Raw genomic sequence first — 16,563 nt, 5'->3', positions numbered from 1 at the left:
TTTACTGATGCGACGGCCCGACGATCGGGCCACCACAACAAAATGGGGTCGCACCATGCGCATGATTCGCGCCTTGCTGCCGGCTGCCTTTGGACTGGCAGCCATCACGTCTATGCCCGCTCTGGCGGAAACGTCAACGTCGACTGCGACGGCGACCGCCGGGTCGGCGAGCCATGTCACATCCTCTGCCGTTGCGCTGGTCGAAGCCGCAGCGACGCTGACACCCGGCAAGTATCTGTGGGAAAATGACGTCGCGGCCGGGCCGGTGAGCATCCTCATCAGCATCCCGGACCAGAAGGCCTATGTGTATCGCGGCGATGCGCTGGTCGCGGTGTCGACCGTGTCGACGGGCAAGGAAGGCAAGGAAACGCCGGTCGGCGTGTTCACCATCCTCCAGAAGAAGGAGATGCACCGCTCCAACCTCTACGACAATGCGCCGATGCCGTTCATGCAGCGCCTGACGTGGGACGGGATCGCAATTCATGCCGGCAAGAACCCGGGCTTCCCCGCCTCGCACGGCTGCATCCGCGTGCCGGCAAGCTTCGCCAAGAAGCTGTTCGCCGCAACCGAGATGGGCGCGACCGTCGAGGTGACCGACGTTTCCTACTCGGGTGACATGCCCGCGCCGCGCAGCGATGCGCAGATGACGATCGCGGCCAATGAGGCGGCGATCAAGGGCGGCGCGACGGAAATCGCCAGCCGCTGAGGTCCGCGCACAACGATCGGCAGGTGCCGCGCACGTGGCGGCACCCGCGGATCTCCTTCCTGCTTACTTCTTGATCAGGCCGATCTCGACCAGCCGCTCATGCAGATAGCCGTTGGCAGTGATCGGCGTCGGATAGCGGTTCGGGTTTTCGGCCGTGATCGTCTGCGGCAGCGTTTCGATCATGAAATCGGGCGCGGGGTGCAGGAAGAACGGCATCGAATAGCGCGAATGACCGCGACGCTCGACCGGCGGATTGACGACGCGGTGGGTGGTCGACGGCAGGACATGGTTGGTCAGCCGCTGCAGCATGTCGCCGACGTTGACGACCATCGCGCCCTCCGGCGGCTTGATCGCGAGCCACTGGCCCGAATCCCGGTCGAGGAGTTCGAGCCCCGATTCCTCGGCGCCGAGCAGCAGGGTGATGAGGTTGATATCCTCATGCGCGCCGGCGCGAACCCCCTCCGCATCGGCCGGGATCGGCGGATAGTGGAGCAGGCGAAGCACCGAATTGCCGTCCTTCACGGCCGGATCGAACCAGTCGGGGGCGAGGCCCAGGTCACGCGCGATGGCGGAGAGCAGCTTGTCGCCCGCGGTGTCGAATGCCTGGAACAGCTCGAGGAACGTGTGGCGGAAACCCTCCGGCCGGGTCGGCCAGACATTGGCGGGCATTTCGTCGGCATAGGGGTGGCCGGCGGGCAGTTCGCGCCCCACGTGCCAGAATTCCTTCAGGTCGACGTGCTTGGCGTCCTTGGCGATCTCGGTCTTGAACGGCGTGTAGCCACGCGCGCCGCCGGCGCCTTCGACGAAATAGCCGCGCTTCTCCACCTCCGGGAGCGCGAACAGCGCCTCCGTCTGACGCCAGGCGCGCGCAATCAGATCCTGCGGCACGCCGTGATCCGCGACGATCGCGAACCCGAATCGGCGGAACGACCCGCCCAGATCGGCCGCGAAGCGATCGGGATCGCGCGCCTGATCGGCAAGGCTCAGGGTCGGCACCTTCGCCAGCGGGGTATCAAGCATCACAAACGCCTCAATCACGAAATAATGAAAGGCGCCACATAGTCATCCGACGGTTCGCCCGCCAGTGCGCGGGGCCGCCCGCGCGTCCTGGCGAGCGGGTGTTCAGCCGCCGATCGTCACCGTGCCGGCGGCGCGGTCGCCGGCTGGTTGCAGGTCGATGCGGAACGGTTCGCCATCGGTGTCGCCGCTCAGCGTGTTGCCCGAGACCTTCACCGTTGTCCCGGCCTTGGCGAACTCGCCGGCCAGCCAGTCGCGCACCGTGTCGACGGCCGCGGGGCTTTCGAACGACATGCGCACCACGCCGTCACCCTCATTACCGCCGGCGTTGACGTTCATCGCGCCGATCTTCGTCCCCGGATAGAGGTGAACGCCGTTGATCTCGAAATTGTCGCCGGTGAACTGCATGCGCGGCAGCTTGATCGAACCCTTGAGGAGCGGCGTGTCGAGCTTCACCTCCCCCGTCGCGCCATTGATCGACGCGGCGCCGTTGCCAGCATCGATCGACACGGTTGTGCCCTGCCCATCCTGGCGATCGCAGGCCGCGAGGCCAAACGCGCAGAGCGCGACGGGAAGCAGGAGCGAACGCATGGCAGACCTTTCGTGTACTGTTTCGATAACACACTAACCAAGCGGGTGGTTCCGGCAAGCCTGCCCGTCAAGCCGGCTGACACGACGACCGTTCCCGCCTAGGGCGGCGCGATGTCCGCGCCCCTTCCCGTCGCCAACGTCGATCGCGGCGCCCCGATCCACATCGGCGAATTCATCGCCATGACCGCGTCGCTGATGGCGATGGCGGCGCTGGGCATCGACACGATGCTGCCCGCGCTGCCCGACATCGGCAACGCGCTGGGCGTGACCGACGTCACCGATCGCCAATATGTCATCACCATCTTCAGTGTCGGCTTTGGCGTCGCGCAGCTGCTGCACGGACCGCTGACGGATCGGTTCGGGCGGCGGCGCCTGCTGCTGGTCGTGCTGGCGCTTTATGCCGCGACCAACATTCTTGCCGCGCTGGCGCAAAGCTTCCCCCTGCTGCTGGTCGCGCGCTTCCTGGGCGGGTCGTGCGTCGCCGGGTGCCGCGTCGCGACCGTCGCGATGGTGCGCGATTGTTTTTCCGGCCGGTCGATGGCGCGGATCATGTCGCTGGCCTTCATGGTGTTCATGGCGGTGCCGGTCGCGGCGCCGGCGCTGGGCGCCGGCATCCTGCTGTTCGGCGACTGGCGGACGATCTTCTGGATCATCGCCGGGGCAGCGCTGCTGCTCGCCGGCTGGATCGCGATCCGCCTGCCCGAGACGCAACATCCCGAGGATCGCCGCCCCATCGAGCCCGGACCAATCCTGGCCGGCTGGCGCATCGCGCTGACCGACCGCCTGTCGCTCGGCTATTCGCTGGCGGCCGCAGCGCTGACCGGCGCACTTTACGGCTATCTCGGCACGATCGAGCCGATCATGGCCGAGACATTCGGCAGCCCGCAGCTGCTGATCGTCGTGTTCGCGACGACCGCGGCAACCATGGCGGTGGCCAATCTCGCCAATTCGCGGCTGGTGATGCGGCTGGGCATGCGCCGGCTGGGGCATGGCGCGGTCGCGGCACTGGTGGTGATCAGCCTGGCGCATCTCGCGCTGGTGCTGACCGGGCGCGAGACGCTGTGGACCTTTGGCCTTGCGCAGGCACTGACGCTCGCCTGTTTCGCACTGTCCACGTCCAACTTCTCGTCGCTGGCGATGGAGCGGATGGGGCATATCGCGGGCACGGCTTCGAGCGTGCAGGGGTTCCTGGCGATCACGATCGGGTCGGGGCTGGGCATGGTGGTGGGCCAGTCATTCGACGGCACCACTGCGCCACTGACGATCGCCTTCCTGCTTGCGGGACTTGCCGCGCTGCTCGCCGCCGGGCTGACGGAGCGCGGGCGGTTGTTCCACCCCGCCTGAGCTACACTGCGCGGCCCACGCGATGCGCCGGAACCGCGCGTAGCGTGCGGCCGTTGCAGCATCCTCGATCAGGAGGATTATCATGGGCGGCCATCAGGTGACGAGCCACGGTTCGGGTGACGACGGTTTTGACGAGGATGGCTATGACGAAAGCCAGCGTGCCGAAATCCTGGAAGCGACGCGGGACGGGCCGGGCGACGGCACGATCATCACCGATCTTGATCCCGATACCGACGCCAACGACGACGATGACGAGCAGGAAGACGAACTGCTGATGCGCGACGATCAGGTCGCCGAGCAGGATGACGATGCCGATCAGGATGAGGACGATATCGATGAAGACGTCGTCCAGGATGAATTCGACGACGGGTCGATCGCCGAAGATGAAGATCTCGACGACCCGGACGATGTCGCGCTCAATCCCTGACCGGCAGCGGCGGCGCTTCGTCCTGACGACGGCAACGCTGCTGCTGGCGACCGCCTGTTCGCCGCAGCAGCCGTCGGGCCAGGTCGATATCGGCAATGCCGCGCAGGCAGCGCACGAATCGGTCGGAGCCTATGCCAGCGGGTCGAGCAGCAGCGGTCCGACGGCTGCATCGACGGCCCCGGCGAGCGCCCGGCCCGCTCCCCTCGCCTCCCCATCTGCCAGCGCATCAGCGCCAGTGGCGGGCGCGACAGAAACGGTGGCGGAGCCCGGCGCCGCGGAGGCCGCGGCGGTCGTGCGCCGCTACCTGGCGCTGATCGCCGACCGCGATTTCGCCACCGCCCGGTCGCTATGGGACCGGGGCGGCGCGGCGTCAGGCATGAGCGAGGCGGATTTCGCCGCCAGCTTCGCACGCTATCGCAGCTTCAAGGGCGAGGTGGGCGAGCCGGGCCGGATCGATGCCGGCGCCGGGCAGCGGTACATCACCGTGCCGGTGCGCGTGACCGGCACGCTGAAGAATGGCGATCCCTTCACGCTCGCCGGGCCGATCACGCTTCATCGCACCGGCCCCGTCGACGGTGCCACCGAGCAGCAGCGGCAATGGCATATCTCGGCTTCGGCGCTGAAGCCGCGCCCCGGCGCCGCTGCCCCCGCAACGCCTGACCAGGTGACGGCGCGGTTCCGGTGCCGCGACGGCCTCGCCTTCACCGCCGTCTTCGACAATGCCGCCGGTACCGTGGCGCTGGCCCTGCCGGGCGCGAAGGTGCAGATCCCCGCGCAGCGCGCCGCGTCCGGCATCTGGTATGAAGGAAGCGGCTACGAACTGCGCGGCAAGGGGCGCGACGCGACGCTGACCGAGCCGTCGGGAAAGCAGCACGCATGCCGTGATCTTGACAATTAAGGGGCCAAGCGGCCGGCAGCTTCCAACCGCCGTCGGACGCGACTAGGCGGGAATCATGCCGACGCTCGCGCTCCTGCTGATCTCCAACGTCTTCATGACGATCGCCTGGTATTGGCATTTGAAGGGCGGCATGGCGAAGCCGCTGCCCACCGTCATCCTGTTGAGCTGGGCAATCGCGCTGGTCGAATATTGTTTCGCCGTGCCGGCCAACCGGCTGGGTTATGCCAGCGGGTGGAGCGGCGGGCAGCTGAAGATCGCGCAGGAGGTGATCACGCTGCTGGTGTTCGGCGTCTTTGCGGTCGTTGTGCTGGGCGAACAATTGAGCTGGCGGCACGCCGGCGCCTTCGTCTGCCTGGTCGGCGCCGCCGCCTTCATGTTTGCCGGGAAAAGCTGACGCCTCAAGGGCGCCAGTGGGTGACCGTGTCGGCAAGATCCGGCCGCGGGCGTTCCTCCAGCGGCCGCGACGGCGTGCCGATAAAGATGAAGCCGGCGATCCGCTCGGGGGCCGCGCCAAAGGCATCGCGCACCCGGTCGTCAAACGCCGCCCACGTCGTCAGCCAGCCGCCGGCAAAGCCCATCGCATGCGCCGCATGGAGCAGGTTCATGCACGCCGCACCCGCCGACAATTCCTGTTCCCACAAGGGAATCTGGCTGTCGGTGCGCGGCGATGACAGGGCGACGACCAGCGCCGCGGCCTGATGCGCGAACTGTTCGATCGATTCGAGCTCGAGCCGCTTCGCCTCCGGTCGCTCTGCCAGATACGCCGCCCGCAGCACCTCGGCGAAGGCGTCGCGCTGGTCCGCCCCGACGATGACGAAACGCCACGGCGCCAGCTTGCCATGATCGGGCGTGCGGCAGGCGATGGCGCACATTTCCTGCAGCTGCGCGTCGCTCGGTCCCGGGCCGGCGAGATCGCGCGGCTTGCCCGAGCGGCGGGTGCGCAGAAGCGCGAGAGGAGAGGAAAGGTCATTGAACATGCGCCTCTTTATCGCGAATCGTTCGCAAGTCGAGCGTCCAACCGCGAAACGTTTCGTTCGCAACAATGCTTGGGCATCGCGAAATTGCGCGCTAGGCTGAATCAATTCGGGATATCGATGATCCCCACCTGACTTCCAGGGAGCGTATTTTGCCCATCATCCCCTCGATCGCACTGGGATTCCTTGCGATCCTGCTCGCTGGCGGTGTCGCCGGCGCGGTCAAGAAGGGCCCCGAGTTCATGGGGCACCCCAAAGGCCTGTACGTGCTGTTCTTCGCCGAAATGTGGGAGCGTTTCTCCTACTATGGCATGCGCGCGCTGCTGATCTTTTACCTGACCAAGCACTGGCTGTTCGACGACAGCAAATCGAACCTCATCTACGGCGCCTATACCAGCCTGGTGTACATCACCCCGGTGCTCGGCGGCTATCTGGCCGATCGCTATCTGGGTCAGCGCAAGGCGGTGACCTTCGGTGCGGTCCTGCTGACGCTTGGCCATCTGCTGATGGCGGTGGAAGGCGACGGCGGCCAGGGATCGGCCGCAATCAACGTCTTCTGGCTGGCGCTTGCCTTCATCATCGTCGGCACCGGCTTCCTGAAGGCCAATATCTCGGTGATCGTGGGGCAGCTCTACCCGCTGACCGACACGCGCCGCGACGGTGCCTACACCATCTTCTACATCGGCATTAACACTGGCGCTGCAATCGGCACGATCATGGCCGGCTGGCTGGGCGAGACCTATGGCTGGGCCTATGGCTTTGGCGCGGCGGGCGTCGGCATGCTGCTCGGCCTCATCGTCTTCATCCTCGGCAAGCCGCTGCTGCTGGGCAAGGGTGAGGCACCGCGGCCGCTGAAGGCGCGGACCGAATGGTCGCTTTATGCGGTCGGCCTCGCCTCCGTCCTCGTGATCTGGGCGCTGGTCCAGTATCAGGACGTCATCCAGACGCTGCTGATCATCTCGGGCATCGGCATGCTGGGCTATGTGCTGTTCGAGAGCCTGAAGCTGGAACGGCACGCCCGTGACCGGATGTTCGTGGTGCTGTTCCTGATCGCGCTGAACCCGGTGTTCTGGGGCCTGTTCGAACAGGCGGGCGGCAGCCTCAACCTCTACACCGATCGCTTCGTCGATCGTGGCGGGGTGCCGGCATCGCTGTTCCAGTCGATCAACCCGATCTACATCGTGCTGCTCGGCCCGATCTTCGCAGGCCTGTGGGTATTCCTGGGCAAGCGCGGGCTGGAGCCGTCGGCGCCGGCCAAGTTCGGCCTCGCGCTGGCGCAGGTCGGCCTGTCGTTCCTGGTGTTCGTCTGGGGCGCCCATACCGTCGGCGTCGAAGTCGCAACGCCGGTGTTCTTCGTCTTCGCCATCTACTTCCTGCAGACGACCGGTGAGCTGTGCCTGTCGCCGGTGGGGCTCAGCGCGATGAACCGGCTCGCCCCCAAGCACCTCGCCAGCCTGATCATGGGCGCCTGGTTCTACATGACGGCGGTCGGCAATTTCGTCGCCGGCAAGATCGGTGAGGCGACCGGCGGCGAAGGCGGCGAGATGACCAAGAAGGCGACGCTGGCGGTCTATTCCACCATCGGCTGGTGGACGATCGGCATCGCCGCGGTCGTCCTGGTGCTGAGCCCGCTGGTCAAGCGGATGATGCACCTCGACACGCTGCACGACGACACCGACCATGCGATGGCCGGCGAGCCGGAGCTTGCCGAACCGGCGGCGACGGGGCTGAACACGGCGGGAGAAACGCGCCGCTGACACGATACCGGCCTGTCACCGCGGACGCATCGCGCGTGACGGGCCGGCACGGACCAACAACGGGGGAGGATCGAAGATGGGCAACGTCGTGGCGGCCGCGATCGCGTTCGCAGGAACGCACTTTCTTCTGTCCCATCCGCTGCGCCCGCCCCTGATCCGCGCGATCGGGCAGAAGGGCTTTCTGGGCCTCTACAGCCTGGTCGCGCTCGCCACGCTCATCTGGCTGGTGCTCGCCTATCGCGCCGCGCCCGCCGCCGCCCTGCTATGGCCGGTCGGCAATGTCCTGTGGGCGATCGGCACCATCCTGATGCTGCTGGCGGCGATCCTGTTCATGGGATCCTTGGTCCGCAACCCCGCGCTGCCGGAAGCGAACACCGATGTCGTGCCGACCGCGGCGGGCGTCTTTGCCATCACCCGGCACCCGATGATGTGGAGCCTCGCCATCTGGGGCACGGTCCACATCATGGTCTTTCCCGATCCGGCCAATATCGTCGTTGCGCTGTCGATCATCGTCCTGGCGCTGGCCGGCGCGCGGATGCAGGACCGCAAGAAAGAGAAACTACAGCCCGAATTCTGGCGCGAGTGGGAGCGGCGGACCAGCTTCTGGCCGTTCGCTGCCATTGCCGCGAAGCGCGCGCGGATCGGCAGGATCGGTGGCCATGCGCTGGGCGGCGGCACCGTCGTATGGCTGGCGGCGACCTGGGCGCATATTCCGCTGTCCGGCTGGCCGGCCGGCATCTGGCGCTGGATCGGCTGAGCCCTTCCCTCGCCCGATCGACGGGGATCAGCGCCGCAGCGTATCGAGGTCCGCGCGCGTATTCACATTGGTGGGAAGGTGATCGAGCGTGACCGCGCGTGCGCCCACCGCGGCCGCCCAGCGGCGCACCGCGCGCGGCTGATCGGCGGCCAGCCAGTCCTGCAGATGATCGGCAAGGCTGCTCGGCCAGTGCCCGACCACCGGCAGGCCTTCGACATAGGCAGGGCCCTCGCCGGCAAGCCGCCGCGCGAGGTCGGCGGGCAGCAAGGGCACGTCGCATGGCGCGCTCAGCACCGCGGCAAAGCCGTGATTGCGCGCCCAGGCCAGCGCCCCCGCGAGTGCGCCGAGCGGCCCTAGCCCGGGCGCCGGGCGGTCGGCGACGCTGGTGAGCGTGCCATGCTGGCGCCCGACCACGATCACCGCCGCTGCCTGATCGGCCAGCGCCTGCGCCACATGGTCGATCAGCGGGCGCCCCTCGAACAAGGCCAGCGCCTTGTCCGACCCGAAGCGGCTCGCCGCGCCGCCGGCCATGATGGCGCCGAGGATGGGTTGGCTGGTCGTCATCACCTCACCCTAACCGCTGCGACCACAAAGGAGAAAAGGCCCGGCGATCGGATCGCCGGGCCCCTTCGGTACGCGCCGTTACTTCCGGCAAAACTGTTAGCGGCAGCTCACGTTGCCACGATCCACCTGCGAGCCGAGCAGCGCACCCGCACCAGCGCCGATCAGCGCGCCGAGCGTGTTCGAGCTGCCATTGGCGAGCAGGCTGCCGAGCACGCCGCCGCCCAGGCCACCGATGATCAGGCCGGTCGTGCCATCATTGCGGCGGCAGTAATACCGCCCGTTGTTGCCGCGATAGATGCGGTCGTTCCGGCCGAGGCGACGGGTCTGATAATATTGGCCGTCGCGATAAAAGTTGTCGGCGTAATAACGCTGCTGGCCCGGAGGCAGGCGATTATAGTCGTAGCGACCCCATTGGTTGCGATCGCGGCGCCAGTCGTTGCGCGCGTCGCGGCGATAGTCCTGGCGCGCGTCACGCACGTCGCGGCGATATTCGCGCTGCGCCTGGCGCACGTCGCGCGGCGAATCCGCCCGGCGCAGGAACGAGGGTCCCGCGGCGCGGAACAGGTCAGTCGCGCAGCAGTTCGTTGATGCTGGTCTTGGACCGGGTGCGCTCATCCACGCGCTTCACGATCACCGCGCAGTAGAGGCCAAGGTTGCCACCGCCGGTCGAGCCGGGGACGACTACGGCATAAGGCGGCACTTCGCCGATGAAGGTTTCGCCGGTCGCGCGATCGATGATCTTGGTCGACGCGCCGAGATAGACGCCCATCGACAGCACCGCGCCCTCGCCCACGCGAACGCCCTCCGCGACCTCCGAGCGCGCCCCGATGAAGGCGCCGTCGCCGATGATCACCGGATCGGCCTGCAGCGGCTCCAGCACGCCGCCGATACCGGCGCCGCCCGACAGATGGACGTTCTTGCCGATTTGCGCGCATGAGCCGACGGTCGCCCAGGTATCGACCATCGTCCCCTCACCGACATAGGCGCCGATGTTGACGAAGCTGGGCATCAGGATCGCGCCCTTGCCGATGAAGGCGCCGCGGCGAACCACGCTGCCCGGCACCGCGCGGAAGCCGGCGTCGCGGAACTCCGCCTCGCTCCAGCCGGAGAATTTGGACGGCACCTTGTCGAACCAATGACCAGCGCCCGGCCCGTTATCGATCAGCGCATTGTCGTTCAGGCGGAACGACAGCAGCACCGCCTTCTTCAGCCACTGGTTGACGCGCCAGCCGCCATCGCCGTCCGGTTCGGCGACGCGCGCCTTGCCGGAATCGAGCAGCGCCAGCGCGCGGTCGACGGCGACGCGCACCTCGCCCGCGGTGGAGACGCCGATGTCCGCCCGGTTTTCCCAGGCGGTGTCGATCGTGGTTTCGATGTCGGTCATTTGCCTTCCAATATGCTGGTCAGCCACGCGGTGAGATCCGGCGTGGTGAAATCGATGAAACTGCGGTCGCTGTCATGCGCCTGTTCGGATCCGTTATCGACCCAGACGGTCGTCATGCCGATCGCCTTGGCCGGCGCCAGGTTGCGCGCCATGTCGTCGGCGAACAGCGCCGTCGTCGGATCGATCGACAGTCGTTCGCACAGGCCGGCATAGGCCGACGGCGCGGGCTTCGGCGCCAGATCCATGGCGTGAATATCGTGCACCGCCTCGAAGCTTTCGCCCAGCCCGAGCCGGTCGAGCACGCGCGCGGCATAAGGCGCGTCGCCATTGGTGAAGACCACCTTGCGCCCCGGCAGCTTTGCGACGGCGGCGGCGAGCGGCACGTTTTCCTCCAGCACGTCCATCTCCACGTCGTGGACGAAATCGAGAAAGTCGTGCGGGTCGACGTGATGCTCCGCCATCAACCCGGCGAGCGTGGTGCCATGGCCAAGGAAATAGGCCTTCTGGATCCGCCGCGCCTCCCCCCGGTCAGTGCCGAGAAGCCGGGCGATATAGTCCGTCATCTTGGCGTCGATCTGCGCGAAGAGATCGGCGCTCGACGGGTAGAGGGTATTGTCCAGATCGAAGATCCAGGCGCGGATATGGTCTAGACCCGGCGGCATGGCGCTGCGTTACGGACGCCGGCGCGCACGGGCAAGCCAATCCGGCCAAAGCCGTGCTTGGGCACGGTGAAGCTGGGGATGGTTGCGATCGGCAACCCTTCCGCCCACATCATCAGCCATGACCAAATATTCGCTGCTCGATCTCGTCCCGGTCGTCGAAGGCGGTACCGTCGCCGACGCGCTTGCCAATGCCGCCGATCTGGCCCGCCATGCCGAGGCGCATGGCTACAACCGCTATTGGGTGGCGGAGCATCACGGGATGGAGGGCATCGCCTCCGCCGCGACCGCGGTGGTGATCGCGCATGTCGGCGCGGCGACCAGCACGATCCGAGTCGGCGCGGGCGGCATCATGCTGCCAAACCATGCGCCGCTGCAGATCGCCGAACAGTTCGGCACGCTCGACGCGCTGTTCCCGGGCCGCATCGACCTGGGGCTGGGCCGGGCGCCGGGCAGCGACCAGCGCGTGGCGCGGGCGATCCGCCGCACGCTGGACAGCGATCCCAACGCCTTCCCCAACGATGTCGTGGAGCTGCAAAGCTACCTTGCCGATGATGGCCGCACCGGCATCACCGCGACCCCGGGTGCTGGCGCCAAGCCGCAGCTGTGGATCCTCGGCTCCTCGCTGTTCGGGGCGCAGCTCGCCGCGATGCTCGGGCTGCCCTATGCCTTTGCCTCGCATTTCGCGCCCGATGCGCTCGACCAGGCGATGGAAATCTATCGCCGCGACTTCCGCCCCTCGGCGCAGCTTGAGCGGCCCTATGCGATGGCCGGCTTCAACGTCTTCGCCGCCGATACGCGCGACGAGGCGGAATTCCTCGCCACCTCGCAGCAGCAGCAGTTCGTCGCGCTGCGCACCGGCAATCCGGGCAAGATGAAGCCGCCGGTGCGCGGCTATCGCGAAAGCCTGCCGCCGACCCATGCGCGGATCCTCGATTCCGTGCTGTCGTGCAGCGCGGTCGGCGACCGCGACGATGTGGCGGCGGGGATCGCTGCCTTCGTCAAGCGGACGGGGATCGACGAGGTGATGCTGACCAGCAGCATCTACGACCATGAGGCGCGCAAGCGCAGCATCGCCATCGCCGCCGAAGCGATGCGGGTGCCCGAACTGGCCTGATTACCGATGATGCCCCCGGCGCTGCCGCCGGGGGACATCGTCAGGCCGCGACGCGCGCCACCTCGGGCCGGGCGCGCAGGCCCAGCAAGTGGCAGATCGCGAAGCTCAGTTCCGCGCGGTTCAACGTGTAGAAATGGAATTGCTTCACGCCGCCCGCATACAGCTTGCGGCACAATTCCGCGGCGAGCGTGGCAGAGACCAGCTGCCGCGCATCGGGCAGGTCGTCCAGCCCGGCGAACAGATGCTCCATCCAACCCGGCACATCGGTACCGCACATCTTCGACATGCGCTGGACCGCGGCGAAGTTGCTGACCGGCATGATGCCCGGCACGATCTCCGCATCGATGCCGGCCGCCGCCACCGCATCGCGAAAGCGGAAGAAGACGTCGGGCGAGAAGAAGAACTGGCTGATCGCGCGCGTGGCGCCAGCGTCCATCTTGCGCTTCAGATTGTCGAGATCGATCGCCGCATCGCCCGAATCAGGGTGGCATTCGGGATAACAGGCAACGGAAATCTCGAACGGGTGCAACCGGCGCAGCCCCTCGACCAGCGCAGCGGCATTCTCATAGCCGCCCGGATGCGCGGCATAACGCTCACCCACGCGCGGCGGATCGCCGCGCAGCGCGACGATGTGGCGCACGCCAGCGGCCCAATATTGCTCGGCCACCGCGTCGATCTCCTCGCGCGTCGCCTCGACACAGGTAAGGTGCGCGGCGGCGGGAATGCTGGTTTCCCGCGCGATCCGCGCGACCGTGTTGTGGGTGCGCTCGCGGGTCGATCCGCCGGCGCCATAGGTCACCGAGACGAAGCGCGGCGCGAGCGGCGCCAGCGTCGCCATCGACTTCCACAGCGTCGCTTCCATCGCCGGCGTCTTGGGCGGGAAGAATTCGAAGCTGACCTCCGCGTCGCCGGCGACATTGGCGAACAGCGGCGCATCCAGCGCCCGGCGCGCCTCTTCCAGCTGATTGATCGATAGGGTCATGCCGCCTTCACCTCGTGCAATGTCGTGCCCGGCTTCTTGCCGAGGGCCGCGGCCGGCTTTCGCCCCAGCCAGATCTTTACCGTCAGTTCGCCGCCTTCCAGCGTCTCGATCCGTTCCGCGACCAGCCCGGCCGCGTCGAACCAGCCGCTGATCTGCGCATCGGAAAAGCCGAGCCGCGTGTGTGCGTCGCGCGTGCGCAATTCCTCGCGATCATGCGGCGCAAAGTCCGCGATCAGTAGTCGTCCGCCCGGCGCCAGCACGCGCGCCGCCTCGACGATCGCGGCGCCCGGCTGCTGCGCATAATGGAGCACGTGATGGACGATCGCGACATCGGCCGCGGCATCGCCCAGCGGCAGCGAATACAGGTCCGCCTGGCGCAACTCGGTATTCGCCAGGCCACGCTCACCGATCTTGGCGCGCGCGATACGCAGCATCTCGGAGCTGCGATCGATCCCCAACGCGCTGTCGGCGCGCGGCGCGAACAGCTCGATCATCCGCCCCGTACCGGTGCCGATATCGATCAACCGGCCGAGCGGTGCATCGCCCAGCATCTGCTGCATCGCCTTTTCCACATCGGTTTCGGCAATGTGGAGCGAGCGGATCGCATCCCATTCGGTGGCATGCGCCTCGAACCATTGCGACGCGGACGCCGCGCGGTCGGCGCGTACCGCGGCAAGGCGCGCCGCGTCGGTCGCCCCTTCGCGATCCGGAACGTCGCCTTCCCATGAATCGATCGCTGCCAGTACCGGATCGACCAGCGCGGGGGCACCCAGCGCGACGAACACCCAGCTGCCTTCCTTGCGCCGCTCGGTCAGGCCGGCGTCGCAAAGGATCTTCACATGGCGGCTGACACGCGGCTGGCTTTGCCCCAGAACGAGCGCAAGCTCACCGACCGACAATTCCATCGTGCGCAGCAGACGCAGGATGCGCAGCCGGGAGGAATCGGCCAATGCACGGAATATCTCGAGCGCCTGGGTCACAAGGACAAGATATAAAGATATCTTTATATGTCGTCAAACGATGGATTGCCGGAGCGGGGCGACCAAGCACGACCGCGATCGTTGCGGAGCCAAAACGCCTTATGCACGTTTCTGCCGCTAACGCCGCGCGTCGGCCAGGGTCCATGACAGGGAGAGTGTTTATGAAGTTTCTCGCCATCACCGCCGGCATCGCCACCGCAGCCGCCCTCGCGGCGTGCAGCCCGCAGGCGCAGAATGAAAGCGCCGAAGCCGCCAATGCGATCGGCGCCGATGTCAGCGCCACCACCAGCAATGCGGTGAACGACGTCGACCGGGCAACGGACGAGGCGCTTGGCTCGGCCGAGCGTGCGATCGAGAACGCCGGCGACGATATCGAGCGCGGTGCCGACCGTGCCGGTGCGAAGGCAGAGCGTGACGCCGATCGCGCCGGCCGCGCGATTGACAACGCCACCGAAGACGCCCGTGAGGCGACCGGTGACGCGCTGACCGACGCCGGCAACGCGATCAAGCGTTGATGCGAGGAGACATGAGGGGGGCGCGGTTCGCGCTCCCCTTGTTGCTGCTCCCCGCGCTGGCGGCGCTTGCCGCCTGCTCGGGTGACCCGCCCCCGCCGGGCGCGGTCACGGCCGAGGAGGAGCAACAGTTGAACGAGGCGGCGGCCATGCTGGAGGCGAACAGCATCCGGCTCGATGAGGTCGCCCCTACCGACGGGAATGTTCAGTGAAGACACGCCTCGGCTCCTCCGACCTGCAGATCGCGCCGCTGGTGCTGGGCGGCAACGTATTCGGCTGGACGGCCGATCGTGACGCGAGCTTCGCCGTGCTCGACGCCTTTGTCGCCGGCGGCGGCACGATGATCGACACCGCCGACGTCTATTCCGCCTGGGTCCCCGGCCACAAAGGCGGCGAATCCGAGACGATGATCGGCGAATGGCTGAAGGCCTCGGGTAAGCGCGACGCGGTGTTGATCTCGACCAAGGTCGGCATGTTGCCGGGCGACGGCGGCGAGAAGCTGGCGCCGGCACGGATCGCGGCGGCGTGCGAGGCATCGCTGAAGCGGCTCGGTACCGATCGGATCGACCTGTATTTCGCGCATCAGGATGACGAGGACACGCCGCAGGAGGCGGCGCTGGAGGCGTTCGCCGCCTTGGTGAAGGCCGGCAAGGTCCGCGTGCTCGGCGCGTCGAACTTCAGCGCGATGCGGCTGAAATCCGCCAATGAGGCCGCGCGTGCCGCGGGACTGCCGCGCTACGACGTGCTTCAGCCCGAATATAATCTCGTCAGCCGGACCAAGTTCGAGGGCGAGCTTCAGGATTATTGCGTCGAGCAGAATGTCGGCGTGGTGCCCTATTACGGCCTCGCCTCCGGCTTCCTCACCGGCAAGTACCGCACCCGCGACGACCTGTCGAAGAGTGTGCGCGGCGGCCGGATGGGCGATCTGCTGGAGGGTAAGGGCAAGGCCGTGCTCGACGCGCTCGACAGTGTCGCCGCGGAAACCGGCGCAACGCTGGCGCAGATCTCGCTCGCCTGGCTGATCGCCCAGGAGGGCGTCACCGCGCCGATCGCCAGCGCGACCAGCGTCGCGCAGGTCGAGGATCTGCTGCCGGCCATGACGCTCAAGCTGTCGGCGGACCAACTCGATCGGCTGACCAACGCCGGCGCCTGAGGCGCGACCTCAGGGGCAAGAGGGAGGCAAAGCGGCGTTAACCAGATCGCGTCAGTGCGCCGCAATGCCTTCATGCTATCGGATGACCATGCTTTCGCCACTCCGACTCGTGCTGCTCGCCCTAGCGATCGCTGCCGGCTCGGTGGCCTTTGCCGCCACCCGTCCGCCGCCGCCACGCGTGCTCGCCAGCCAGATCATTCCCCCTGCCCGGCCCGTCGTTACCGAAACGACGCCTGTGTCCAAGCCGCCCGCCGCGGCGCAGGACGCGGCCTATACCATCAAGTCGATCCTGCCTATCGAAGGGCCGATGAAGATGGGCGACCATCATTGGGACGAAAGCGCCGCCCCGGCGACCGGCACGCTCATCATCACCGTCGATCTTGCCGCGCAGGTGCTCAGCGTCTTTCGCGACGGGCATGAGATTGGCGCGGCGGCGATCCTGTTCGGCGCCGATTCGAAGCCGACCCCGCTCGGCGTCTATCCGATCACGCAGAAGAGCAAGGATCACGTTTCCAACATCTATCATGCGCCGATGCCGTACATGCTTCGCCTGACCAATGATGGGATCGCGGTGCACGCCAGCGAGGTGGCTGACGGCTATATGACGCACGGTTGCATCGGCGTGCCCAAGCCCTTCGCCAAGAAACTGTTCGAGACCGCGAAGCTGGGCGACAAGGTCATCATCACCCGCGGTGAGGCGCTGGAGATTGGACAGGCGGTAAAGGCTGCCTGAGCCGCGGC

The 16,563-nt window shown here is 67.2% G+C and carries 21 protein-coding genes; 12 read left to right on the top strand and 9 right to left on the bottom strand.

Annotated elements, in window-relative coordinates; all coding sequences use genetic code 11:
• Positions 1 to 55 precede the first annotated feature (55 nt).
• Positions 56 to 706 (top strand): L,D-transpeptidase family protein, encoded by a 651-nt coding sequence (locus CA236_RS01520; protein WP_052742528.1) that lies wholly within the window; start codon positions 56 to 58, stop codon positions 704 to 706.
• Between the two features lie 63 nt (positions 707 to 769).
• Here the strand turns inward: CA236_RS01520 and CA236_RS01515 are convergent, their stop codons facing one another.
• Complete coding sequence (locus tag CA236_RS01515) at positions 770 to 1,726, bottom strand: 2-oxoglutarate and iron-dependent oxygenase domain-containing protein (protein ID WP_125944259.1); 957 nt, start codon at positions 1,724 to 1,726, stop codon at positions 770 to 772.
• A 102-nt stretch (positions 1,727 to 1,828) separates the two neighbouring features.
• Entirely contained in the window at positions 1,829 to 2,314 is a 486-nt protein-coding gene (locus tag CA236_RS01510) for a hypothetical protein (RefSeq protein ID WP_125944258.1), read from the bottom strand.
• A gap of 111 nt (positions 2,315 to 2,425) precedes the next feature.
• On the opposite strand from CA236_RS01510, the gene CA236_RS01505 reads away from it, so the two are divergent.
• From CA236_RS01505 to CA236_RS01490, 4 genes are all read left to right on the top strand, one after another.
• Positions 2,426 to 3,658, top strand: coding sequence for a multidrug effflux MFS transporter (locus CA236_RS01505; protein WP_125944257.1), 1,233 nt, complete (start codon positions 2,426 to 2,428; stop codon positions 3,656 to 3,658).
• 82 nt (positions 3,659 to 3,740) lie between these two features.
• On the top strand, positions 3,741 to 4,085 hold the full coding sequence (locus CA236_RS01500) for a hypothetical protein (RefSeq protein ID WP_046409191.1): 345 nt from the start codon (positions 3,741 to 3,743) through the stop codon (positions 4,083 to 4,085).
• Positions 4,066 to 4,983 carry an MliC family protein gene (locus CA236_RS18920; protein ID WP_206430485.1) on the top strand — a complete coding sequence of 306 codons (918 nt, stop codon included), beginning with the start codon at positions 4,066 to 4,068 and terminating at the stop codon, positions 4,981 to 4,983. Before CA236_RS01500 ends, CA236_RS18920 begins: the two co-directional genes overlap by 20 nt.
• 55 nt (positions 4,984 to 5,038) lie before the next feature.
• Entirely contained in the window at positions 5,039 to 5,377 is a 339-nt protein-coding gene (locus tag CA236_RS01490) for a DMT family protein (protein ID WP_046409190.1), read from the top strand.
• A gap of 4 nt (positions 5,378 to 5,381) precedes the next feature.
• On the opposite strand, the gene CA236_RS01485 is transcribed toward CA236_RS01490, so the two are convergent.
• Complete coding sequence (locus CA236_RS01485) at positions 5,382 to 5,960, bottom strand: nitroreductase (RefSeq protein ID WP_125944256.1); 579 nt, start codon at positions 5,958 to 5,960, stop codon at positions 5,382 to 5,384.
• Between the two features lie 239 nt (positions 5,961 to 6,199).
• Between CA236_RS01485 and CA236_RS01480 the strand changes: the two genes are divergently transcribed.
• Both CA236_RS01480 and CA236_RS01475 read left to right on the top strand, forming a co-directional pair.
• Complete coding sequence (locus CA236_RS01480) at positions 6,200 to 7,714, top strand: peptide MFS transporter (protein ID WP_125944346.1); 1,515 nt, start codon at positions 6,200 to 6,202, stop codon at positions 7,712 to 7,714.
• A 76-nt stretch (positions 7,715 to 7,790) separates the two neighbouring features.
• On the top strand, positions 7,791 to 8,471 hold the full coding sequence (locus CA236_RS01475) for an NnrU family protein (RefSeq protein ID WP_125944255.1): 681 nt from the start codon (positions 7,791 to 7,793) through the stop codon (positions 8,469 to 8,471).
• A 27-nt stretch (positions 8,472 to 8,498) separates the two neighbouring features.
• Here the strand turns inward: CA236_RS01475 and CA236_RS01470 are convergent, their stop codons facing one another.
• The 4 genes from CA236_RS01470 to CA236_RS01455 all read right to left on the bottom strand — a co-directional run bounded on the left by CA236_RS01470 (position 8,499) and on the right by CA236_RS01455 (position 11,081).
• Positions 8,499 to 9,035 carry an NTP transferase domain-containing protein gene (locus CA236_RS01470; RefSeq protein ID WP_125944254.1) on the bottom strand — a complete coding sequence of 179 codons (537 nt, stop codon included), beginning with the start codon at positions 9,033 to 9,035 and terminating at the stop codon, positions 8,499 to 8,501.
• A 96-nt stretch (positions 9,036 to 9,131) separates the two neighbouring features.
• Positions 9,132 to 9,650, bottom strand: coding sequence for a glycine zipper 2TM domain-containing protein (locus tag CA236_RS01465; protein WP_125944253.1), 519 nt, complete (start codon positions 9,648 to 9,650; stop codon positions 9,132 to 9,134).
• The gene (gene dapD / locus CA236_RS01460) at positions 9,601 to 10,419 is read right to left on the bottom strand and encodes a 2,3,4,5-tetrahydropyridine-2,6-dicarboxylate N-succinyltransferase (RefSeq protein WP_125944252.1); all 819 of its coding nucleotides are present in this window, start codon (positions 10,417 to 10,419) and stop codon (positions 9,601 to 9,603) included. Before dapD ends, CA236_RS01465 begins: the two co-directional genes overlap by 50 nt.
• A complete protein-coding gene (locus CA236_RS01455; protein ID WP_046409181.1) occupies positions 10,416 to 11,081 on the bottom strand; it encodes a pyrimidine 5'-nucleotidase in 666 nt (221 codons plus the stop codon). The genes dapD and CA236_RS01455 overlap by 4 nt, the downstream gene beginning before the upstream one ends.
• A gap of 118 nt (positions 11,082 to 11,199) precedes the next feature.
• Between CA236_RS01455 and CA236_RS01450 the strand changes: the two genes are divergently transcribed.
• The gene (locus CA236_RS01450) at positions 11,200 to 12,195 is read left to right on the top strand and encodes an LLM class flavin-dependent oxidoreductase (protein ID WP_125944251.1); all 996 of its coding nucleotides are present in this window, start codon (positions 11,200 to 11,202) and stop codon (positions 12,193 to 12,195) included.
• A gap of 40 nt (positions 12,196 to 12,235) precedes the next feature.
• On the opposite strand, the gene metF is transcribed toward CA236_RS01450, so the two are convergent.
• On the bottom strand, positions 12,236 to 13,177 hold the full coding sequence (gene metF, locus CA236_RS01445) for a methylenetetrahydrofolate reductase [NAD(P)H] (protein WP_046409179.1): 942 nt from the start codon (positions 13,175 to 13,177) through the stop codon (positions 12,236 to 12,238).
• Positions 13,174 to 14,157, bottom strand: coding sequence for a metalloregulator ArsR/SmtB family transcription factor (locus CA236_RS01440; protein WP_125944250.1), 984 nt, complete (start codon positions 14,155 to 14,157; stop codon positions 13,174 to 13,176). Before CA236_RS01440 ends, metF begins: the two co-directional genes overlap by 4 nt.
• Positions 14,158 to 14,318: 161 nt before the next feature.
• Between CA236_RS01440 and CA236_RS01435 the strand changes: the two genes are divergently transcribed.
• The 4 genes from CA236_RS01435 to CA236_RS01420 all read left to right on the top strand — a co-directional run bounded on the left by CA236_RS01435 (position 14,319) and on the right by CA236_RS01420 (position 16,555).
• Positions 14,319 to 14,672, top strand: a complete 354-nt coding sequence (locus CA236_RS01435; RefSeq protein ID WP_046409177.1) for a hypothetical protein — start codon at positions 14,319 to 14,321, stop codon at positions 14,670 to 14,672.
• Between the two features lie 11 nt (positions 14,673 to 14,683).
• A complete protein-coding gene (locus tag CA236_RS01430; RefSeq protein ID WP_125944249.1) occupies positions 14,684 to 14,881 on the top strand; it encodes a hypothetical protein in 198 nt (65 codons plus the stop codon).
• On the top strand, positions 14,878 to 15,822 hold the full coding sequence (locus CA236_RS01425) for an aldo/keto reductase (RefSeq protein ID WP_125944248.1): 945 nt from the start codon (positions 14,878 to 14,880) through the stop codon (positions 15,820 to 15,822). The genes CA236_RS01430 and CA236_RS01425 overlap by 4 nt, the downstream gene beginning before the upstream one ends.
• Positions 15,823 to 15,910: 88 nt before the next feature.
• Positions 15,911 to 16,555, top strand: coding sequence for a L,D-transpeptidase family protein (locus CA236_RS01420; RefSeq protein ID WP_241212459.1), 645 nt, complete (start codon positions 15,911 to 15,913; stop codon positions 16,553 to 16,555).
• The last annotated feature ends 8 nt before the right edge of the window (positions 16,556 to 16,563 follow it).

The sequence above is a fragment of the Sphingomonas sp. ABOLG genome (assembly GCF_003950435.1).
In the GTDB taxonomy this organism is placed as follows: Bacteria; Pseudomonadota; Alphaproteobacteria; order Sphingomonadales; family Sphingomonadaceae; genus Sphingomonas; species Sphingomonas panaciterrae.
Note: the sequence above shows the minus strand (reverse complement) of the source record. Positions and strands in the feature narration are given on the sequence as shown.

Excerpts from the sequence above, each read along its gene's own strand:
- CA236_RS01520 (WP_052742528.1), top strand. The coding sequence starts at position 56 with ATGCGCATGATTCGCGCCTTGCTGCCGGCTGCCTTTGGACTGGCAGCC.
- CA236_RS01515 (WP_125944259.1), bottom strand. The coding sequence starts at position 1,726 with ATGCTTGATACCCCGCTGGCGAAGGTGCCGACCCTGAGCCTTGCCGAT.
- CA236_RS01510 (WP_125944258.1), bottom strand. The coding sequence starts at position 2,314 with ATGCGTTCGCTCCTGCTTCCCGTCGCGCTCTGCGCGTTTGGCCTCGCG.
- CA236_RS01505 (WP_125944257.1), top strand. The coding sequence starts at position 2,426 with ATGTCCGCGCCCCTTCCCGTCGCCAACGTCGATCGCGGCGCCCCGATC.
- CA236_RS01500 (WP_046409191.1), top strand. The coding sequence starts at position 3,741 with ATGGGCGGCCATCAGGTGACGAGCCACGGTTCGGGTGACGACGGTTTT.
- CA236_RS18920 (WP_206430485.1), top strand. The coding sequence starts at position 4,066 with ATGTCGCGCTCAATCCCTGACCGGCAGCGGCGGCGCTTCGTCCTGACG.
- CA236_RS01490 (WP_046409190.1), top strand. The coding sequence starts at position 5,039 with ATGCCGACGCTCGCGCTCCTGCTGATCTCCAACGTCTTCATGACGATC.
- CA236_RS01485 (WP_125944256.1), bottom strand. The coding sequence starts at position 5,960 with ATGTTCAATGACCTTTCCTCTCCTCTCGCGCTTCTGCGCACCCGCCGC.
- CA236_RS01480 (WP_125944346.1), top strand. The coding sequence starts at position 6,200 with ATGGGGCACCCCAAAGGCCTGTACGTGCTGTTCTTCGCCGAAATGTGG.
- CA236_RS01475 (WP_125944255.1), top strand. The coding sequence starts at position 7,791 with ATGGGCAACGTCGTGGCGGCCGCGATCGCGTTCGCAGGAACGCACTTT.
- CA236_RS01470 (WP_125944254.1), bottom strand. The coding sequence starts at position 9,035 with ATGACGACCAGCCAACCCATCCTCGGCGCCATCATGGCCGGCGGCGCG.
- CA236_RS01465 (WP_125944253.1), bottom strand. The coding sequence starts at position 9,650 with ATGAGCGCACCCGGTCCAAGACCAGCATCAACGAACTGCTGCGCGACT.
- dapD (WP_125944252.1), bottom strand. The coding sequence starts at position 10,419 with ATGACCGACATCGAAACCACGATCGACACCGCCTGGGAAAACCGGGCG.
- CA236_RS01455 (WP_046409181.1), bottom strand. The coding sequence starts at position 11,081 with ATGCCGCCGGGTCTAGACCATATCCGCGCCTGGATCTTCGATCTGGAC.
- CA236_RS01450 (WP_125944251.1), top strand. The coding sequence starts at position 11,200 with ATGACCAAATATTCGCTGCTCGATCTCGTCCCGGTCGTCGAAGGCGGT.
- metF (WP_046409179.1), bottom strand. The coding sequence starts at position 13,177 with ATGACCCTATCGATCAATCAGCTGGAAGAGGCGCGCCGGGCGCTGGAT.
- CA236_RS01435 (WP_046409177.1), top strand. The coding sequence starts at position 14,319 with ATGAAGTTTCTCGCCATCACCGCCGGCATCGCCACCGCAGCCGCCCTC.
- CA236_RS01430 (WP_125944249.1), top strand. The coding sequence starts at position 14,684 with ATGAGGGGGGCGCGGTTCGCGCTCCCCTTGTTGCTGCTCCCCGCGCTG.
- CA236_RS01420 (WP_241212459.1), top strand. The coding sequence starts at position 15,911 with ATGCTTTCGCCACTCCGACTCGTGCTGCTCGCCCTAGCGATCGCTGCC.